This window comes from Accumulibacter sp., from assembly GCF_036625195.1.
In the GTDB taxonomy this organism is placed as follows: Bacteria; Pseudomonadota; Gammaproteobacteria; order Burkholderiales; family Rhodocyclaceae; genus Accumulibacter.
This window is the reverse complement of sequence record NZ_JAZKUG010000001.1, coordinates 1,026,441-1,045,148: the sequence shown is the minus strand read 5'-3', so window position 1 is coordinate 1,045,148 and position 18,708 is coordinate 1,026,441. Positions and strand designations below refer to the sequence as shown.

14 protein-coding genes, 1 other RNA gene and 1 pseudogene are annotated in these 18,708 nt (G+C 66.5%); 15 read left to right on the top strand and 1 reads right to left on the bottom strand.

The window, feature by feature from the left end; all coding sequences use genetic code 11:
• Positions 1-66: 66 nt before the first annotated feature.
• On the bottom strand, positions 67-2,802 hold the full coding sequence (locus tag V5B60_RS04585; protein WP_332345848.1) for a nitrate reductase: 2,736 nt from the start codon (positions 2,800-2,802) through the stop codon (positions 67-69).
• 282 nt (positions 2,803-3,084) lie between these two features.
• Between V5B60_RS04585 and nirB the strand changes: the two genes are divergently transcribed.
• From nirB to mraY, 15 genes and pseudogenes are all read left to right on the top strand, one after another.
• On the top strand, positions 3,085-5,514 hold the full coding sequence (nirB, locus tag V5B60_RS04580) for a nitrite reductase large subunit NirB (protein ID WP_332345847.1): 2,430 nt from the start codon (positions 3,085-3,087) through the stop codon (positions 5,512-5,514).
• A gap of 30 nt (positions 5,515-5,544) precedes the next feature.
• Entirely contained in the window at positions 5,545-5,853 is a 309-nt protein-coding gene (nirD, locus tag V5B60_RS04575; RefSeq protein WP_332345846.1) for a nitrite reductase small subunit NirD, read from the top strand.
• A gap of 21 nt (positions 5,854-5,874) precedes the next feature.
• Positions 5,875-6,222 (top strand): annotated as a pseudogene (locus V5B60_RS04570) (MFS transporter); the annotation flags it as partial.
• 246 nt (positions 6,223-6,468) lie between these two features.
• Positions 6,469-8,154 carry a bifunctional protein-serine/threonine kinase/phosphatase gene (locus tag V5B60_RS04565; RefSeq protein WP_332345845.1) on the top strand — a complete coding sequence of 562 codons (1,686 nt, stop codon included), beginning with the start codon at positions 6,469-6,471 and terminating at the stop codon, positions 8,152-8,154.
• A 115-nt stretch (positions 8,155-8,269) separates the two neighbouring features.
• Entirely contained in the window at positions 8,270-9,304 is a 1,035-nt protein-coding gene (gene pyrC / locus V5B60_RS04560) for a dihydroorotase (protein ID WP_332345844.1), read from the top strand.
• A 41-nt stretch (positions 9,305-9,345) separates the two neighbouring features.
• On the top strand, positions 9,346-9,792 hold the full coding sequence (locus V5B60_RS04555; protein WP_332345843.1) for a hypothetical protein: 447 nt from the start codon (positions 9,346-9,348) through the stop codon (positions 9,790-9,792).
• Entirely contained in the window at positions 9,789-10,571 is a 783-nt protein-coding gene (locus V5B60_RS04550) for a DUF3025 domain-containing protein (protein ID WP_332345842.1), read from the top strand. Before V5B60_RS04555 ends, V5B60_RS04550 begins: the two co-directional genes overlap by 4 nt.
• A 9-nt stretch (positions 10,572-10,580) precedes the next feature.
• Positions 10,581-10,946: RNase P RNA component class A (gene rnpB / locus V5B60_RS04545), an RNA gene on the top strand.
• 362 nt (positions 10,947-11,308) lie between these two features.
• A complete protein-coding gene (gene mraZ / locus V5B60_RS04540) occupies positions 11,309-11,755 on the top strand; it encodes a division/cell wall cluster transcriptional repressor MraZ (protein ID WP_034936493.1) in 447 nt (148 codons plus the stop codon).
• Positions 11,752-12,702 carry a 16S rRNA (cytosine(1402)-N(4))-methyltransferase RsmH gene (rsmH, locus tag V5B60_RS04535; RefSeq protein ID WP_332345841.1) on the top strand — a complete coding sequence of 317 codons (951 nt, stop codon included), beginning with the start codon at positions 11,752-11,754 and terminating at the stop codon, positions 12,700-12,702. The genes mraZ and rsmH overlap by 4 nt, the downstream gene beginning before the upstream one ends.
• Position 12,703: 1 nt before the next feature.
• The gene (gene ftsL, locus V5B60_RS04530) at positions 12,704-12,982 is read left to right on the top strand and encodes a cell division protein FtsL (RefSeq protein ID WP_332345840.1); all 279 of its coding nucleotides are present in this window, start codon (positions 12,704-12,706) and stop codon (positions 12,980-12,982) included.
• Positions 12,979-14,730, top strand: a complete 1,752-nt coding sequence (locus V5B60_RS04525) for a peptidoglycan D,D-transpeptidase FtsI family protein (protein ID WP_332345839.1) — start codon at positions 12,979-12,981, stop codon at positions 14,728-14,730. Before ftsL ends, V5B60_RS04525 begins: the two co-directional genes overlap by 4 nt.
• Positions 14,727-16,235, top strand: coding sequence for a UDP-N-acetylmuramoyl-L-alanyl-D-glutamate--2,6-diaminopimelate ligase (locus V5B60_RS04520; protein ID WP_332345838.1), 1,509 nt, complete (start codon positions 14,727-14,729; stop codon positions 16,233-16,235). Before V5B60_RS04525 ends, V5B60_RS04520 begins: the two co-directional genes overlap by 4 nt.
• A gap of 5 nt (positions 16,236-16,240) precedes the next feature.
• Positions 16,241-17,611, top strand: coding sequence for a UDP-N-acetylmuramoyl-tripeptide--D-alanyl-D-alanine ligase (locus V5B60_RS04515; protein ID WP_332350419.1), 1,371 nt, complete (start codon positions 16,241-16,243; stop codon positions 17,609-17,611).
• Entirely contained in the window at positions 17,611-18,699 is a 1,089-nt protein-coding gene (mraY, locus tag V5B60_RS04510) for a phospho-N-acetylmuramoyl-pentapeptide-transferase (protein ID WP_332345837.1), read from the top strand. Before V5B60_RS04515 ends, mraY begins: the two co-directional genes overlap by 1 nt.
• Positions 18,700-18,708 lie beyond the last annotated feature (9 nt).

Here is an 18,708-nt window from a genome sequence, read left to right as displayed (position 1 = left end):
CAAGACGAAAGCACGGCCATACGACTGCCTTGCTCCGGCGATGATGGCCTTCGGCGCCCAAGCCGTTCAGGCGGTTATTGCGCCCGGCGTGTGCGCTGCGTGCGCGGCGGCCATCTGGCGGAGTTCCGGCAGGCAGGAGCCGCAGAAGGTACCGCAGCCACGCTTTTCCTGCAAGGCCACCAGACTCGTGCCGCTGCTCAGTTCGGCAGTGATCTCGGCCGCCGTCAAGTCGGCACAGCGGCAGACGACGCGGCTACGCTGTGGCAGCTTGCCCGGTCGCTCACCGATCGGCGCTACTGCCCAGCGGACGAGTTCGGCGTCGAGCGCGTCATCGGCCATCACCTCCTTGAGCCAACCCTGGGCGAGCGTTTCACCGGCGAGCCGGACGCCGACCAAGCGGCCGTCGGGAGCGACGGCCCGCTTGTTGACCTGCCGCTGGCGGTCCGTATAGACGATCGCCGCGCCATCGTCGTCGAGACCGAACAGCCGGTCGATTTCCTGCAGTCGCTCTTCCGGCAGTGGCTGCCGGTGGGCTGCACGCAGGATGACCAGTGGCTGCTGGCGGCCGTACAGCCCGACCGTAGCGAAATCGAACTCGTCGAGCAGGCGTCGCGCCGACGCGAGCAGCGTGGGTGTGCCGGCTTCGCCGCCATCCGCCAGGCGCAGGACGACCAGTTGCCAGGGCAGCCCTGCCTTGTCGACCGCGACGGCGGTGTGCTTCAGTTCGGGTTGCTGCGAGAACGGGTCGCGTGCTGGTGTCGTCAACGCGTTGACGCCGGCGCTGTCCATGTAGCGGCTGCCCCAGTGCATCGGTAACCACGCTCGGCCGCAAGGCATTCCTTCATCGGCGGCGACGCGAACGATGATGCTGCCGCGCCGGTTGCGCACGCGCACCAAGTCGCCGTCGCGCAGGTCGCGCTGGTGCAGATCGGCCGGGTGCATCGTCAACAGGGGCTCATCGTCGAGATTGAACAGGCGGGCGACGGTTCCGGTGCGGCTCATGCCGTGCCACTGGTCGCGCAGGCGTCCGGAGAGCAGGCTGACCGGCAACGAGGCGTCGGTGACCTCGGCGGTCGCGCGATGTTCGACGCGGACGAAACGGGCACGGCCGCTGGCAGTCGGAAAGACGCCGTCCTCGTACAGGCGCTGCCGGCCGCTGCTCGCGCCGGCCGGGAAAGGCCACTGTTGCGGGCCGCGTGCGTCGAGCAGCGAATAGCTCAGGCCGCCGATGTCGAGGTCGCGGCCGACCGTGCTCTGCCGGTGCTCGGCGAAGATCTGCTCGGGGTGCTCATAGGGAAACAGATCATCGCCGGGTGGCCGCTCCAGTCGCCCGCCGAGGCGGCGCGCGAAGTCGACGGCGATCCGCCAGTCATGACGGGCTTCGCCCGGCGGGGTCACGGCCGGCACGACGTGGGTGATCCGTCGTTCGGAGTTGGTGACCGTTCCCTCCTTTTCGCCCCAGCTGCTTGCCGGCAGCAGAAGGTCGGCAAAGGCGGCGGTATCGGTGTCCGCGTAGGCTTCCTGGAGGACGACGAAGTCTGCGGCATGCAGGGCGGCGCGCACCTCGGCCTGCGCCGGCAGCGACTGCGCCGGGTTGGTGCAGGCGATCCAGACCGCCTTGACCTCGCCCGTCCTGAGGGCCGCAAACAGCTCGATGGCGGTCTTCCCCGGTTGCTCGGGCACCGCCGCCACGCCCCACAGACGGGCGACCTCAGCGCGATGTGCCGGGTTGGCCAGGTCGCGGTGTGCCGACAGCAGGTTGGCCAGTCCGCCGACCTCGCGGCCACCCATCGCGTTCGGTTGGCCGGTCAGTGAGAAGGGGCCGGCACCGGGGCGACCGATCTGCCCGGTCGCCAGATGGAGGTGGATCAGCGCCGCGTTGTTGTGCGTGCCGTGGGCCGACTGGTTGAGACCCTGGCAGTAGAGGGAGAGGGCAGCACCGGCGCTGCCGAACCAGCGTCCGGCACGGACGATGTCGGCTTGCGGCAAACCGCAGATGCGGGCGACGACCTCCGGGGTGTAGGTTTCGACGGTCCTTTGCAGCGCGTCGAAGCCTTCAGTGTGGCGGGCGATGTAGTCGCGGTTGATCAGCCCCTCGCTGAGCAGGACGTGCAGCAGGCCGTTGTAGAGCGCGATGTCGCTGCCCGGGGCCAGCGGCAGGTGGAGATCGGCGATGGCCGCGGTCTCGCTGCGCCGCGGATCGACGACGATGATGCGCAGCCGGGGATTCGCCGCGCGGGCATCCTCGATGCGCCGGAAGATGATCGGGTGAGCGATCGCCGGATTGGCGCCGGCGATCAGCAGGCAGTCGGCGAGTCCGATGTCGTCGTAGGAGCACGGTGGTGCGTCGGCACCGAGGGTCTGCTTGTAGCCCGCCACCGCCGACGACATGCAGAGACGCGAGTTCGTATCGACATTGTTGGTGCCGATCAGCCCTTTCGCCAGCTTGTTGAAGACGTAGTAGTCCTCGGTCAGCAACTGCCCCGAGATGTAGAAGGCGACGCTGTCTGGCCCGTGCTCGTCGATGATCGCGGCGAATCGCTCGGCGGCGAAGTCGAGTGCCTCGTCCCAACCGACGCGCTGGCGTGCGGCGTCGCGCTGCCGCCGCAGCTGCGGATGCAGCAGACGATATTCCGGGCGGCTGCTCAGATGCAGCGTCGCGCCCTTGCTGCACAGGCGGCCCTGGTTGGCGGGATGCGCCGGGTCGCCGCGGACGCCGACGATCCTGCCGCCATCGGTTTCGATCAGCAGCCCGCAGCCGACGCCGCAGTAGCAACAGGTGGACCGGACGGTCTCGTTCATGATCTTGCGCTCCTGGGTCCGTCGCAAGCAACACCCATGCCAAGGCGCGGCAGCAGGCGGGATCGCGGCGGTAGCGCGCTGCCGACGCGATCCCGCCCGATGGTCGTCCGTGCGCGCACCAGTCCCTGACACCGCTTCGCGACGGCGCCCCGTACTGGTGCGTCGCCACCTTCGCGAATGGGCGGTGTCCATGCGAATCGCTACGGGGCAAGGCTGCGGGCCTGCTGGCACGCTCCTTGCTCGAGGAAGGGCGTCCAGGTTCTGTGCAGGAGCAGGAAACGCATGAGCAGGAAAAGACTCGTCATGGTCGGCAATGGCATGGCCGGCGTGCGTACGCTCGAGGAATTGCTGAAGCTGGCGCCCGCGGAGTACGAGATCACCGTCTTCGGTGCCGAGCCGCACCCCAACTACAACCGTATCCTGCTGTCACCGGTGCTCGCCGGCGAGATGAGCATCCAGGACATCATCCTCAACGACCATGCCTGGTACGCGCAGTACGGCATCAGGTTGCACCTCGGGAAAAAGGTGGAGCGGATCGATCGTCTGCAGCGTCGGGTCATCGCCGACGATGGGACCGCTGCCGACTACGACCGCCTGCTGCTGGCGACCGGCTCGAACCCCTTCATCCTGCCGATTCCCGGCAACGACCTGCCGGGAGTGATCTCCTATCGCGACATCGCCGATACCGACGCGATGATCGATGCCGCGCAGCGCCATCGGCACGCGGTGGTCATCGGCGGCGGCCTGCTCGGGCTCGAGGCGGCGAACGGGCTCAAGTTGCGGGGCATGGACGTGACGGTGATCCATCTCGCGGACTGGCTGCTCGAAAGGCAGCTCGACGAGACCGCCGGCCGGATGCTGCAGAGATCGCTCGAGGATCGCGGTCTGAAGTTCCTGCTCGGCAAGCAGACCGAGATGCTGATTTCCGGTGAGAGCGGTCGCGTCGCCGCCGTGCGACTGAAGGACGGGCTCGAGCTGCCCGCCCAACTGGTGGTGATGGCGGTCGGCATCCGTCCGAACACGGCGCTTGCGGAGGCGGCCGGGCTGCATTGCCAGCGCGGCATCGTCGTCAGCGACACCATGCAGACCTATGATCCCCGGATTTACGCCGTCGGCGAGTGCGTCGCGCATCGTGGCATCGCCTATGGCCTGGTGGCACCACTTTTCGAGCAAGGGAAGGTGGCGGCGAACCATCTGGCGAACCATGGGATCGGCCGCTACACCGGCTCGCTGACCTCGACCAAGCTCAAGGTGACCGGGATCGACCTGTTTTCGGCGGGCGACTTCTTCGGCGGCAAGGACAGCGAGGAGATCACCCTCAACGATGTCGCCGGCGGTGTGTACAAGAAGCTGGTGATCCGCGACAACCGTCTGGTCGGCGGCGTCCTCTACGGCGATACGGCCGACGGTCCGTGGTACTTCCAGCTGCTGCGCGACAGGCAGGACATCCACGAGATCCGTGACCACCTGCTGTTCGGCCAGTCGCACGTCGGCGACGTGGGCCACCAGGGCCAGAGCAAGGCGGCGTCGATGGCCGACAGTGCCGAGGTCTGTGGCTGCAACGGCGTCAGCAAGGGAAGCATCGTCAAGGCGATCAAGGAGAAGGGCCTCTTCAGCCTGGACGACATCAAGCGGCACACCAAGGCGGCATCCTCGTGTGGCTCCTGCGCCGGCCTCTGCGAGCAGATCCTGTCGGCGACGATCGGTGGCGCCTACACGCCCGCTGCCTCGAACCGCAAGCCGGTCTGTGGCTGCACCGACCATTCGCACCAGGAAGTGCGTGACGCGATCCGTGCGCAGCACCTGCTCAGCGTCGACGGCGTCATGCGCTTTCTCGAGTGGCGGACTGAAGACGGCTGCGAGAAATGCCGTCCCGCACTCAACTACTACCTGATCTCGACCTGGCCCGGAGAGGCCAGGGACGATCCGCGTTCGCGCCTGATCAACGAACGGGCGCATGCCAATATCCAGAAGGACGGGACCTACTCGGTCGTGCCGCGGATGTGGGGCGGGCTGACCACCGCTGCCGAGCTGCGACGAATCGCCGATGTCGCCGAGAAGTACCAGGTGCCGACGATCAAGGTCACCGGTGGCCAACGCATCGACCTGCTCGGCATCCGCAAGGAAGACCTGATCGGCGTCTGGCGGGATCTCGGCATGCCCTCTGGCCACGCTTACGGCAAGTCGATCCGTACCGTCAAGACCTGTGTCGGTGCCGAGCATTGCCGCTTTGGTACGCAACTGGCGATGGCCATGGGCGTCAAGCTCGAGCGGATGCTCTTCGACATGTACGCACCGCACAAGGTCAAGCTGGCTGTCTCGGGCTGTCCGCGCAACTGTGCCGAGGCAGGCATCAAGGATGTCGGGGTGATCGGCGTCGAATCCGGCTACGAGCTGTACGTCGGCGGCAATGGCGGCATCAAGACCGAGGTGGCGCAATTCCTTGTCAAGGTGAGGAGCGACGAGGAGGTTCTCGAATATGCCGGCGCCTTCCTGCAGCTCTACCGGGAAGAGGGCTTCTATCTCGAGCGCACTTGCCACTGGCTCGAACGCGTCGGCCTCGAGCACGCCAAGAGCCGCATCGTCGAAGACGAGGAGAACCGCAAGGCACTGCACGCGCGCCTGTTGGCAGAGTTGCAGGATGCCCGCGATCCCTGGGCCGAGCGCGTTGCCGGCAGCGAGCGCAGCGAATACGAAGCGATCATCGTTTGAACGTCTGGCTGACTGGAGAAGGAAAGAGCAATGGGTGAATGGAAATCGATCTGCATGCTGGAAGACATTCCGCGGCTGGGCAGCCGCGTCGTCCGTGCGACGGGCGGGGATATCGCCGTCTTCCGCACTTCGGCCAACGCGGTCTTCGCCCTGCGCGACCAATGCCCGCACAAGGGCGGGCCGTTGTCGCAGGGACTGGTGCACGGCAATCAGGTGACCTGCCCGCTGCATGGCTGGAAGCTGCGCCTCGACTCGGGCGAGGCGGTGCCTCCCGATGAAGGCTGTTCACGTCGCTATCCGGTGCGTGTCGAGAGCGGCACCGTCTTCCTGCAAATATGACATGACAGGAAACCGCGAATCATGAACAGCTCGTTCTGGAAGGCGGGTCATCGACCGACGCTGCTGGCAGCCTTTCTCTACTTCGACCTCGCCTTCATGGTGTGGGTGATGCTCGGCCCGCTGGGGATGCAGATCGCCAGTGATCTCGGTCTGACACACGCGCAGAAGGCGATGATGGTCGCCACGCCGGTGCTGGCAGGTGTCATCCTGCGCATCTTCATGGGCATCCTGGTTCACCATCTGAAGCCGAAGATGGCCGGCGCCATCGGCCAGGTGGTCGTCATCGCCTCGCTGTTCTTCGCCTGGTACTTCGGTATCGACAGTTACGAGCAGACGCTGATCCTCGGCACTTTCCTCGGCGTCGGTGGCTTCCACCTGGCGTCGTCGCTGGGCTACGCGAAGCAGGTTGCCGGCAGCTACCAGATCGCCTTCCTGATCTTGGCCGGCCTTGCCCTGCTCGCGCTGATCGGCCTGACGGCCGTCAAGACTCGCTGGCGGATGACCTGGGGTGCGGCGCACCTGACGGCAGCCGGCATCTGATCCGTTGATTCACTGCCCGCGGGCGGCGGGTTGCAGTGCGACCTGCCGCCCGATTTCCTTCTGGAGCCTGCCCGCATGCCGCTGCGCGTCGATGTCGGCTACTCGTCCCTGACCGGTCCGCGTGAGCGCAACGAGGACTTCTGCGGCATGGTCACGCCGCAGGGGGCCGAACTCGAGAACAAGGGGCTGCTGGCAGCGGTAGCCGACGGTATTGGCGGTCATCGGGGAGGGCGCGAGGCGGCAGAGTACACGGTTCGCGGACTGCTCGCGGACTACTACGCGACGCCTGACACCTGGAGCGTGGCGCACGCGCTCGACAAGGTGGTCGCCGCGCTCAATCGCTGGGTCGTGGCCGAAGCGTCTCGCCAAGCCGAACTGTCGGGCATGGCGACGACGCTCACTGCACTCGTCCTGCGCGGGCGTCGCTACGTCTGTGCGCATGTCGGCGACAGTCGGCTGTACCTTCTGCGCGGCGGCGTCTGCAGTCGCCTGACCAGTGACCACGTCTGGGAACATCCGGAGCTCAGCAATGTGCTGTCGCGAGCGGTTGGCCTCGATCGCCACCTGCAACTCGACTTCTTCGACGGCGAACTGGCGGCCGGCGACTGTCTTCTGCTCTGTTCCGACGGCGTCTGGGTGCCGCTCGGCCTGACGCGGCTGCAAGCCGCGCTGCTCGCCCATCCGGATGCGCAGCAGGCAGCAGCGTCCCTGACCAGTCTGGCCCTTGCCTGCGCTGGCCACGACAACGCCAGCGCCATCGTGCTGCGGGTGAACGAGGTGCCGGCGGAGAACCTGCGCGATACCCTGGCGGACAGCGCACGGTTGCCGCTGCCGCCGCGCCTGAGGCCGGGTCAGGAGCTCGACGGGCTGGTGATCGAAGAGACGTTGCACGATTCGCGGGCGACGCTGCTGTATCGTGTGCGCGATCGCGTCTCCGGACAGCGATCGGTACTGAAAACGCTGCACCCGGAACTTGCCGACGACGCCGACGAGATGCGTGCGCTGATCATGGAGGAGTGGCGCGCCCGGCGAATCGTCTCGCCCTTCTTCGCGCAGGTGGTGCCGGCCGAGCGGCGAAGCTGCCTCTACTACCTGCAGACCTGGCATGAAGGAGCGACACTGCAGTGCATGCTCGATGCGGGTCTGCACTTCAGCGTTGGCGAGGCCGTGCAGCACGGAATCCGTTTGCTGAAGGGGATCGCGGCATTGCACCGGCTGGACGTGGTGCATCGGGACATCAAGCCGGCCAACATCCATCTCGGTCGTGACGGTCGTCTGCGCATCATCGATCTCGGCGTCGCCTTGAGCGAGTCAGAGGAGGATCTGTCGGCCGGCAGCCCGGGAACGCCGAGCTACCGGGCGCCCGAACTCTTCGCCGGCGAGCGGGCCGGACCGGCGCACGATCTTTACGCGGCCGGCGTCACGCTCTACCACCTGCTCTCGCGCAGGTATCCCTACGGTGAAATCGAGCCTTTTCAGCACCCGAAGTTCGTCATGCCGGTGGCGCCGACCCGCTATCGCCCTGACATTCCGGGCTGGCTCGAGAACGTGCTGCTCAAGGCGGTCGCGAGGGACCCTGCGCATCGCTTCGAAACGCCGGAAGAGTTCCTCCTCGCCCTCGAGCGGGGTGCGACCCGACCTCTCGCCCGGCCACCGGTTACGCCGCTGGCGATGCGCAATCCGCTGCTGACCTGGCGTATGGTCGCGGCGTTTTCGCTGCTGCTCAATCTGCTCCTGCTGATGCTGTTGACTCGCGGCTGAGCGCCTGCAGCCTCACTGCGCGCCGCGACAGCGGCAAGGATGTTGCAGCCGCAGCCGTCGGCACACGGCTTGGCAGGCTGCTAGAATTCGGCCTTGTCCTTACCCAGGCGCGATCATGCAGATCACCATCACCCGCCCTGATGACTGGCATCTTCACCTGCGCGATGGCGCGGCGATGGCGGCGGTGTTGCCGCACTCGGCGCGGCAGTTTGCCCGCGCCATCGTCATGCCGAACTTGCGTCCGCCGGTCACCACCGTCGCCGCTGCCGCCGAGTATCGCGCCCGTATCCTCGCTGCGTTGCCGGATGGTGCAGCGTTCGAACCGCTGATGACGCTGTACCTGACCGACGGCATGTCGCCGCAGGAGGTCCGGCGTGCGGCTGCCAGCGGCTTCGTGCGGGCGGTGAAGTTGTATCCGGCCGGGGCGACGACGAATTCTGACTCGGGCGTGACGGACATCGGCAGGTGTGCCGCTGTCCTGGCCGTGATGGAGGAGTGCGGACTTCCTCTGCTCGTCCATGGTGAGGTGACCGATCCGGCCGTCGACGTCTTCGATCGCGAGAAGGTGTTCATCGAGCGTGTCCTGCAGCCCCTGTTGCTGCGGCATGCGGGGATTCGGCTGGTCTTCGAGCACATCACGACCGGCGATGCTGCCGATTTCGTTCGTGCCTGCGGTGACAACGTCGCCGCCACGATCACGGCGCACCACCTGCTTTACAACCGCAACGCGATCTTCGCCGGCGGCATCCGTCCGCATCATTACTGCTTGCCGGTGCTCAAGCGGGAGCGGCACCGGCAGGCGCTGCTGCACGCAGCCACCTCCGGCAACCCGAAGTTCTTTCTCGGGACCGATTCGGCGCCGCATTCGCGGGCGAGCAAGGAAAGCGCCTGCGGCTGCGCGGGTTGCTACACGGCGTCGGCTGCGCTCGAGCTCTACGCCGAGGCCTTCGAGTCGATGGCGGCGCTCGATCGGCTGGAGGCCTTTGCCAGCTTCCACGGTCCCGATTTCTACCGTTTGCCGCGAAACGCCGGTCAGGTCACGCTGCGGCAGGAAGAGTGGCTGCTGCCTGCTGCCTTCACCGATGCGGGCGGCGAGTCCCTGGTGCCGCTGCGAGCCGGCGAATCACTGCGCTGGCGGTTGCTCGACTGATGCCGGCGCCCGCTTGCCGTCCCACCCTGCGGAGGCTGCCTGTGTTCTCGAGCAGATTGTTTCTCCTGTGGCTGCCGCTGCTGGCGGCTTGTTCGGATCAGCGTGCCGCTTTCGAGATCGATGGCTCGCGACAGCACGCACTGACGCTGATCCGCGTCCAGACCCTGCCCTGGGACAGGACGGCAACATACTCCGTCGTCGCGGCGCGCATGCCGGATTGCCAGCGGCGGCACGAGATCGGTGCCGGTGGCGCCGACACTCGCGTCGAGGTTTTCGCGCCCGGCAACGACGCCTGGATTCTCAAGCAGGGCAAGCGCATGTACGTCGTCGAGACGCGTACCTGCGAGGGATTCGCCCGGCTCGAGGCCGAACCGGCAGGCGGCCTCGGGCCGCTGCAGGGAAGCTTCCAGATGCGCAACGGTACCTTCGGCTGGCTGGCGGAGCCCGTCGCGCAGCCTGCACCTGGCGGCGCGACGGCCGCTCAGTGAGCGCGGCCGGGCCGCCGTCGGCGGGCGGCCTGTTTGCCGCTCTGCGGTCACTCCTCGACCAGATGCCACCGACACCCGACCCGGCTGCGCTGGCCGTTCTTGCCACGGCGCGCGACGTGCGCAATGCCGCCGGGCGGCGAATCTCGTTCGTGGCGCCGCCGCTCGACAACCTCGACTACGAGACGCGCATCTGGCTGACGGGCGAGGTCGCGACACGGCCGGACAACTGGCACGACTTCTTCAACGCCCTGGTCTGGCTGGCCTTTCCATTGACCAAGGCGGCGCTGAACGCGCGCCACGTCGAGCTGCTTCGGCAGCAAGTGGGGCCGCGCTGTCGCGAGCGTGACGCGCTGACGCACTTCGACGAGTGTGGCGTGGTCGTCGTTTCGTGCAACCCGGAGCTGCTCGAGCTCGTGCGCGGTTTTCAATGGCGCCGGCTGTTCTGGGAACGCCGAAGCGAACTGTCGCGGGAATTGCGCTGCCTGGTATTCGGGCACGCGACCTACGAGCAATTGCTGCGCCCGTTTCGTGGCCTGACGGCCAAGGCTGTCCTCCATCAGGTCAGTCCAGCCTGGTTGGAGCAGCCGCTGGCGACTCAGCTTGCCGATGTCGACCGTCACCTGGCGGCAGAATTCTCGGCTGGCCGCCACCAGGCCCCGCGCGGCTGGCAACCGCTTCCTCTGCTTGGGCTGCCCGGGGTCACGCCGGCGAGCGAGCATGCGGCCTACTACGATGACGAGTGGCAGTTCCCGCCCGGTCGCCGCCGCTGCCCGGTATAATCGGAGAGGGAAGTCGGTCAGGCAGCCGCTGGGCAAGAGGTGCAAACCTGGCGCCGAGAGGAAAGTCCGGGCTCCACAGAGCACGATGCCGGTTAACGACCGGGCACCGCGAGGTGACGGAAAGTGCAACAGAAAGCAGACCGCCGATGCCCCGGTGCAGACCGGGGCAGGTAAGGGTGAAACGGTGAGGTAAGAGCTCACCGCGGACGTGGCAACACGGACGGCACGGCAAACCCCATCCGGAGCAAGGCCAAATAGGGAAGCATGGGCGTGGCTCGCGCTGCTTCCGGGTAGGCTGCTTGAGCGTGCTGGTGACAGTACGCCTAGATGAATGGCTGTCCACGACAGAACCCGGCTTATCGACCGGCTTCCCACCTCCCCACGCCACCACTGCGACGGTCAGCGATCGCTGGCTGTCGGCCGCCTGTCCCCTTGCCACAGTCGCTGCCGGCGGCGTCCGGTACACATCTGACCATTCGCCGCCGCCGCTGACTCGCGACCCCCACGCCATTTTTAACAAAACACTTTAACTAAATGCTCTTTGTGCTTGTTTTGGCGCAATTATCGCTCTTTCCTTGAGCGGTTTCCGTCAGTCGCTGATAAGTGCTTGTCCAAATTGAGAAAAGTGGTGCATGACCCTTGCTTTGAAAGAATCTTTGCCTTAAAGTGGGAGCAAGTGGTAGAAAGTGGGAAGTTTGCCGTTCGAGCGGCCTGCGGGCAGGGAAAGAGTCAGTTTGATGTTTCAGGGTGCGGCTGCGTTGAGTCTTGATGTCAAGGGGAGGTTTGCCATTCCGGCGCGCCACCGGGAGGCGCTCGCATCTGCCGCCAATGGTCGCCTGATCCTCACCGCACATCCCCACCGCTGTCTCCTGCTCTATCCCGAGCCAGCCTGGGAACCGATCCGTGACAAGGTGCTGGCCGCTTCGAGCTTCAATCCGCAGTCTGCCGGGATCAAGCGGCTGCTGGTCGGTAACGCCCGCGAAGAGGAAATGGACGCGGCCGGCCGGCTACTGGTGGCTCCCGAGTTGCGTCATTTCGCGCAGCTCGACAAGCAAATCTGGCTCGTCGGACAAGGCAGCCATTTCGAGATCTGGTCAGATGCCGGCTGGCAGCAGCAGCAGGAGGCCGTCTTCGCATTGGGTGAGCAGTTCCTGCCTCCCGGCCTAGAAGATCTGGCGCTGTGAGCGCACCGCTGCAGCATCAGACCGTCCTCTTGCGGGAGGCGGTCGAGGCACTGAGAATCCAGTCCGCAGGCAGGTACATCGACGGCACTTTCGGCCGCGGTGGGCATTCGCTGGAGATCCTCGAACGGCTCGGGCCGGAGGGCCGCCTGCTGGCCATCGACCGCGATCCACAGGCGGTGGCCGCTGCATCGGCAATCGGCGACCGGCGCTTGCTGGTTCGGCACCAGCGCTTTGGTGATCTCCTCGAAACCGTCCGCCAGGAGGAGTTCGCGGTGGACGAAGGCGTCGACGGTGTTCTGCTCGACGTCGGAGTGTCCTCACCACAGCTCGATCAGGGAGAGCGCGGTTTCAGTTTTCGCCACGACGCACCGCTTGACATGCGTATGGATACGACAGAGGGCGAAACGGCAGCACAGTGGCTCCTGCGGGCCAGCGTGCAGGAGATCACGGAGGTAATCAGGAGCTATGGTGAAGAACGGTTTGCTTTCCAGATTGCAAAGAAGATTGTGGCTGCTCGGGGAGAGCGGCCTCTTGCAACCACGGGGGAGCTCGCCGCGCTCGTACGCGCGACCGTGCGCACCCGTGAGCCCGGCCAGGATGCGGCGACGCGTACCTTTCAAGCTCTACGGATTCATATCAATCAAGAGCTCGAGCAACTCGCGTTAGTCCTGCCGCAGGCGATGGCCGTCCTCAAGTCCGGAGGTCGTCTGGTGGTGATCAGCTTCCACTCGCTGGAAGACCGCATCGTCAAGCGTTTCATGCGTTCGCAGGCGGCGCCGGACGACGCGCCGAAGAGCCTGCCGCTGCGTGCCGCCGAGCTGCCGCAGCCGCGGCTGCGCTTGGTGGGCAAGCCGGTCCGGGCGAGCGCTGCCGAGGTGGCCAGCAATCCCCGCGCCCGTAGTGCCGTCATGCGGATAGCGGAAAAGCTTGCCTTGAAGGCCGCCTGAGATGGTTCGTCTGAACGTCCTTCTGTTGCTCGTAATGGTGCTTTGCAGTCTTGGCGTGGTCACTGCGCAGCACAAGGCGCGCCGGATATTCATGGCGCTCGAGGCCGAGCAGGAACACGCGCGGCAGCTCGAGGTCGAGCATGGACAATTGCAGCTGGAACTCTCGACCTGGGGCGCAGCGCCGCGGATCGAGAAAATCGCGCGCGACAAGCTCAGGATGAGCACGCCCGAGTCGTCCCGGGTGATCGCTGCCGCGCCCGCCGGAGGATCCTCCAGATGATGCGTTTCAAGGGGAAGGTGGCGCACAAGTTCGCCGAGAATCCGTTGTTGCAGATGCGTCTGCCGACCTGGCGCTCGCGCCTCATCGGTCTGCTGATCATCGGCTCGTTCGTCGTCCTGATCGGCCGCGCGTTCTATCTGCAGGTGCTCAACAACGACTTTCTGCAGGAGAAGGGCGAGTCCCGCTATCGGCGAGACATCGAGATCAGTGCCTCGCGCGGACGCATTGCCGACCGCCACGGCGACGTGCTGGCGATATCGACGCCGATGAAGTCGATCTGGGCCGTGCCGCAGGTCGCGCGACTGACGCCGGAACAGATCGTCGAGCTGGCGTCAGTTCTCGAGATGAACCCGCGGCAGCTGGCGCAGAAGTTCGACACCGAAAAGACCTTCGTCTTTCTGCGGCGGCAGATTCCGCCCGCGGTGGCCGAGCGTGTGGCGGCGCTGAAGCTGCCCGGCATCGGCCAGGACAAGGAGTACCGCCGCTTCTATCCGACCGGCGAGATGACCGCGCACATGGTCGGCTTCACCGGCGTGGACGACCGCGGGCTGGAGGGAGTCGAACTGGCATTCCACGGCCAGTTGCTCGGCCAGCCGGGAAGCCGCAGCGTCATCAAGGATCGTCGTGGCCAGATCATCGAGGATGTCGGGTCGATCAAGCCACCGCAGGACGGCAAGGAAATCCGCTTGGCACTCGACTCGAAGATCCAGTACCTGGCGTACAGCCACCTAAAGCAGGCGATCAGCGACCAGAATGCCAAGGCAGGTGGCGTGGTGGTGATCGATGCCCGTACCGGCGAGATCGTCGCCCTGGCCAACTGGCCGACCTACAACCCGAACAATCGCGAGTCGCTGTCCGGTGCGCAGCTGCGCAACCGTGCGCTGACCGACACTTTCGAACCTGGCTCGACGCTCAAACCCTTCACGATTGCCCTCGGTCTCGAAACGGGCAAGGTTCGCTCGGAGACCATCATCAACTGTGCACCAGGTCGCCTGACGATTGGCAACGCGACGATTGCCGACGCCCATCCGCATGGTGCGCTGAGCGTCGCCCAGGTGATCCAGAAGTCGTCGAACGTCGGTGCCGCCAAGATCGCGGCGATGCTGCCATCGCAGACGATGTGGCAGATGTTCGACGATGTCGGATTTGGCCAGGTGCCCCGCCTTGGATTTCCGGGCGAAGTCACCGGGCGTGTTCGCCCGTGGAAGAGCTGGCGGCCGATCGAGCAGGCGACCATGTCGTATGGGCACGGAATTTCGGTCTCGCTGATCCAACTGGCGCGGGCCTACTCGGTCTTTGCCCGGGATGGCGACCTCGTCCCGCTTTCGTTGACCCGGGTCGATGCGCCGGTGGCCAGCGGCGCGACCGTGTTCAGCGCCAAGACGGCGCGTGAGGTCCGCATGATGCTCGAGATGGCGGTGCAACCGGGTGGCACTGCACCGAAGGCACAGATTCCGGGCTATCGCGTCGCCGGCAAGACCGGCACGGCGCACAAGCTGCTGGGCGGACGCTATGCCAACAAGTATGTCTCGTCCTTCGTCGGCTTTGCGCCGGTGTCCGATCCACGCCTGATCGTCGCCGTCATGATCGACGAGCCCAGTGCCGGCAAGCACTATGGTGGCGAGGTCGCGGCGCCGGTCTTCGCGTCGGTCATGGGCAGCTCGCTGCGCACGCTGGGGATATCACCCGACGCGCCTTTGATCGTCGCCGAGACGCCCAAGCCACCCCTGCCAAAGGCTCGCCTGTGACGGCTTCGGCGCGAAACCACGCCAGCGAGCCGGTCGCCGCAATCCTGCAGCGGCTGTCGCTGCTTGGCGTCGTCCCACATGGCGCAACTGACGACAGCCGGCAGGTCAGGCCGGGCGACCTGTTTTTCGCCTGTGCCGGCGGTTCGGTCGACGGCCGCCAGTTCATCGCCGACGCGATAGCCCGTGGTGCCGAGGCTGTCCTCTGGGAAACAGGTGACGACCGCGCGGACGCCTTCCCATGGCGTGACGACTGGCGGATCCCCGGTGTGCCGGTCAGCGGGCTGCGCGGGCTGCGCGGGCCTCTGGCGCATGCCGTCCATGGGCGCCCGAGCGAGCGCCTGTCGCTCATCGCCGTCACCGGAACCAACGGCAAGACCAGCGTCACACAGTGGATCGGCGCCACTCATCCGCGTTCCTGCGCAATCATCGGGACGCTCGGCGCCGGCCTGCCGGGGCGGCTGGCCGACACCGGCTTCACGACGCCCGAAGCGACGACCCTGGCGCGCTGTCTCGCCGGCTACGCGGCCGACGACGTGCAGGCATGCGCGCTCGAGGCGAGTTCGATCGGCATGGCAGAAGGCCGCCTGGACGGCGCCCGGGTGGACGTGGCGGTGTTCACCAACTTCACCCGCGATCACCTCGACTATCATGGCAGCATGGCGGCCTATGCGGCAGCCAAGGCGAAGTTGTTCACCTGGCCACGTCTGCGACTGGCGGTGTGCAATGTCGACGACCCCTTCGGGCGTGAGTTGGCCAGCCTGACGACCGCCAGCAAGGTGGTTGCCTATACGCAGGAGGGTGGCTGCAGCGACCGGCAGGGGACGATCAGTGCCGAGGACGTCGAGGAAACGATCGCCGGCCTGCGTTTCCGGCTGTGTGCGCCCGGCGGTCGGGCCTGGGTCGAGACGGCGCTGCTTGGTCGCTACAACGTTGCCAATCTCCTGGCCGTGGCCGCGGTCCTGCTCGATGCCGGGCTGACGCCGCGCGAGGTTGCGGCGCGCTTCGCCGGCGTGCAACCACCGCCCGGGCGCCTCGAGAAGGTGGGCGGTGACGCGCAGCCCCTGGTCGTGGTCGACTATGCGCATACGCCGGATGCCCTCGAGAACGCGTTGCGCGCGCTGCGGCCGGTCGCCACGGCGCGTGGTGCCGGTTTGACGGCCGTCTTCGGCTGCGGTGGCGATCGCGATCCCGGCAAGCGACCGCTGATGGGCGAGGTCGCCCAGCGCTGTGCCGATCGCGTCGTCTTGACGAGCGACAATCCCCGCAGCGAGGACCCGCAGGCGATCATCGCACAGATCAGCGTTGCCGCTCCGGCCGCCGAGGTCATCGCCGATCGTGGCGAGGCGATTCGGCGCACGATTCTCTCGGCACATGCTGCGGAAGTGGTGTTGATCGCGGGCAAGGGCCACGAGCCGTACCAGGAGATCGGCGGCGTGCGACGGCCGTTCTCCGACGTCGCGCAGGCGCGCACTGCGCTGCTCGCTCGCCAGGAGTTGCATCGATGAGCGAGATGATGGACCTGCTGGCGGCGGCACGGGCGACGGCGGGCGCCCTCGTCGGCGACAACTGCAGCTTCAGCGGCGTGTCGACCGACAGCCGAACCATCGCCGCCGGTGAACTCTTCATCGCCCTGCGTGGGGACCATTTCGATGGTCACCACTACCTCACCGCGGCCCGGGAGCGGGGCGCCGCCGCAGCCGTCGTCGCCGCTGACGCCGCCGAGCAGCTGCGGTCGAGCGGCTTGCCGCTGGTCGTCGTGGCCGAGACCAGGCTCTCGCTGGGCGCGCTGGCGGCAGACTGGCGCAGTCGCTTCACTTTGCCGCTGATTGCCGTCACTGGCAGCAACGGCAAGACGACGACCAAGGAGATGATCGCCAGCATCCTGCGGGCGGCCTACGGTGATACCGTGCTCTCCACCCAGGGGAACTACAACAACGACATCGGCCTGCCGTTGACCCTGCTGCGCCTGCATGCCGGCCATCGTGCGGCGATCGTCGAGATGGGAATGAATCACCCGGGCGAGATTGCCTACCTTGCGGGGATCGCCCGCCCTGCCATCGCCGTCGTGACCAACGCGCAGCGCGCCCATCTCGCCGGCATGGGCTCGGTGGAAGCGATCGCCCGCGAGAAGGGTACCATCTATTCCGGGCTGGACGAGAACGGCGTCGCCGTGTTCTGCGCCGACGATCCGTGGGCCGATCTCTGGCGGCAGCAGAGCCAGGGCCTGCGGCGGACGACCTTTGGCTTCGAGCACGCCGCCGACGTCAGCGGCAGGGTCGCGTTGCATGGGCTCGAGAATCGCCTGCTGCTCGCCTGCGGCAGCGACGAGACCAAGGTCACGCTGTCGTTGCCCGGCCGGCACAACGCGCGCAACGCCCTCGCCGCCGCCGCCGCCGCGCTGGCTGCCGGCATCCCGCTGGCAACCGTGCAGGCTGGCCTGAACCGCTTCCGCGGCCTCAAGGGGCGGTTGCAGCTGCGTCAGGCCATGCGCGGCGCGCAGCTCCTGGACGACACCTACAACGCCAACCCCGACTCGGTACGCGCCGGCATCGATGTGCTTGCCGCGACCGTCGGCCGCAAGATCCTGGTGCTGGGCGACATGGGCGAGATCGGCGAGATGAGTGGCCAGTTTCACGACGAGATCGGCGGCTATGCGAAGAGTCAGGGCATCGACCGCCTGCTGGCCCTCGGCGAGGCGAGCGCCCTCGCCGCGCACAACTTCGGTAGCGGCGGTGGGCACTTCATCCACCTCGCGGAGCTCGTCGAAGCACTGCTTGGCGAGCTCGGGCCGGATACGACCGTGCTCGTCAAGGGCTCGCGCTTCATGCGCATGGAGCGAGTTGTCGAGGCGATCTGTGCGCCAGCCAGGGAGGGCGTCTGATGCTGCTCTGGCTGTCGCAGTGGCTGGCCCAGGACGTGCGGGCCTTCAACGTCTTCGGCTACATCACGCTGCGGACGGTGCTGGCGGCAATGACCGCGCTGATCATCTCCTTCATCGCCGGTCCGCGACTGATCCGCTGGCTGGCGGCAAAGAAGATCGGTCAGGCGGTACGCAACGACGGTCCGCAGACGCACCTCCTGAAGTCTGGAACGCCAACCATGGGTGGCGCCCTGATCCTGATCGCGATCCTCATCACGACGCTGCTCTGGGGCGACCTCAGCAACCGTTACGTCTGGGTCGTGCTGCTCGTCACCATCGGTTTCGGCAGCATCGGCTGGTATGACGACTGGCAGAAGGTGGTGCATCGCAATCCACGCGGGCTGGCGGCGCGCTGGAAATACTTCTGGCAGTCGGCGCTCGGCCTCATGGTCGCGCTCTACCTTGCGCTGACCGCCAGTGGACCGGCGCAGCTCGAGCTCATCGTCCCCTTCTTCAAGACAGTCGCCTATCCGCTCGGGCTGTTCGGTTTCGTCGTTCTCAGCTATCTCGTCGTCGTCGGCACCAGCAACGCCGTCAACCTGACCGATGGTCTCGACGGTCTGGCGATCATGCCGACGGTGATGATCGCCGCCGCGCTGGCGATCTTTGCCTACGTTGCCGGAAACGCGGTCTATGCCAAGTACCTGCTCCTGCCGTACATCCCGGGCGCCGGTGAGCTGGCGATCCTGCTCGGCGCGATGGCCGGGGCCGGACTTGGTTTCCTCTGGTTCAACGCCTACCCGGCCGAGGTCTTCATGGGTGATGTCGGTGCGCTGGCGCTCGGCGCCGCGCTCGGGACGGTCGCCATCATCGTGCGCCAGGAGATCGTCCTGGCGATCATGGGTGGCGTCTTCGTTGCCGAAACCCTTTCCGTGGCGGCGCAGGTGCTGTTCTACAAGATGACCGGTGGCCGCCGCATCTTCCGCATGGCACCGCTGCATCATCACTTCGAGCTGGGCGGCTGGAAGGAGACGCAGGTCGTCGTTCGCTTCTGGATCATCACCATCATGCTGGTGCTGGCCGGTCTGTCCACCCTGAAACTCCGGTGAGGTCCCGCT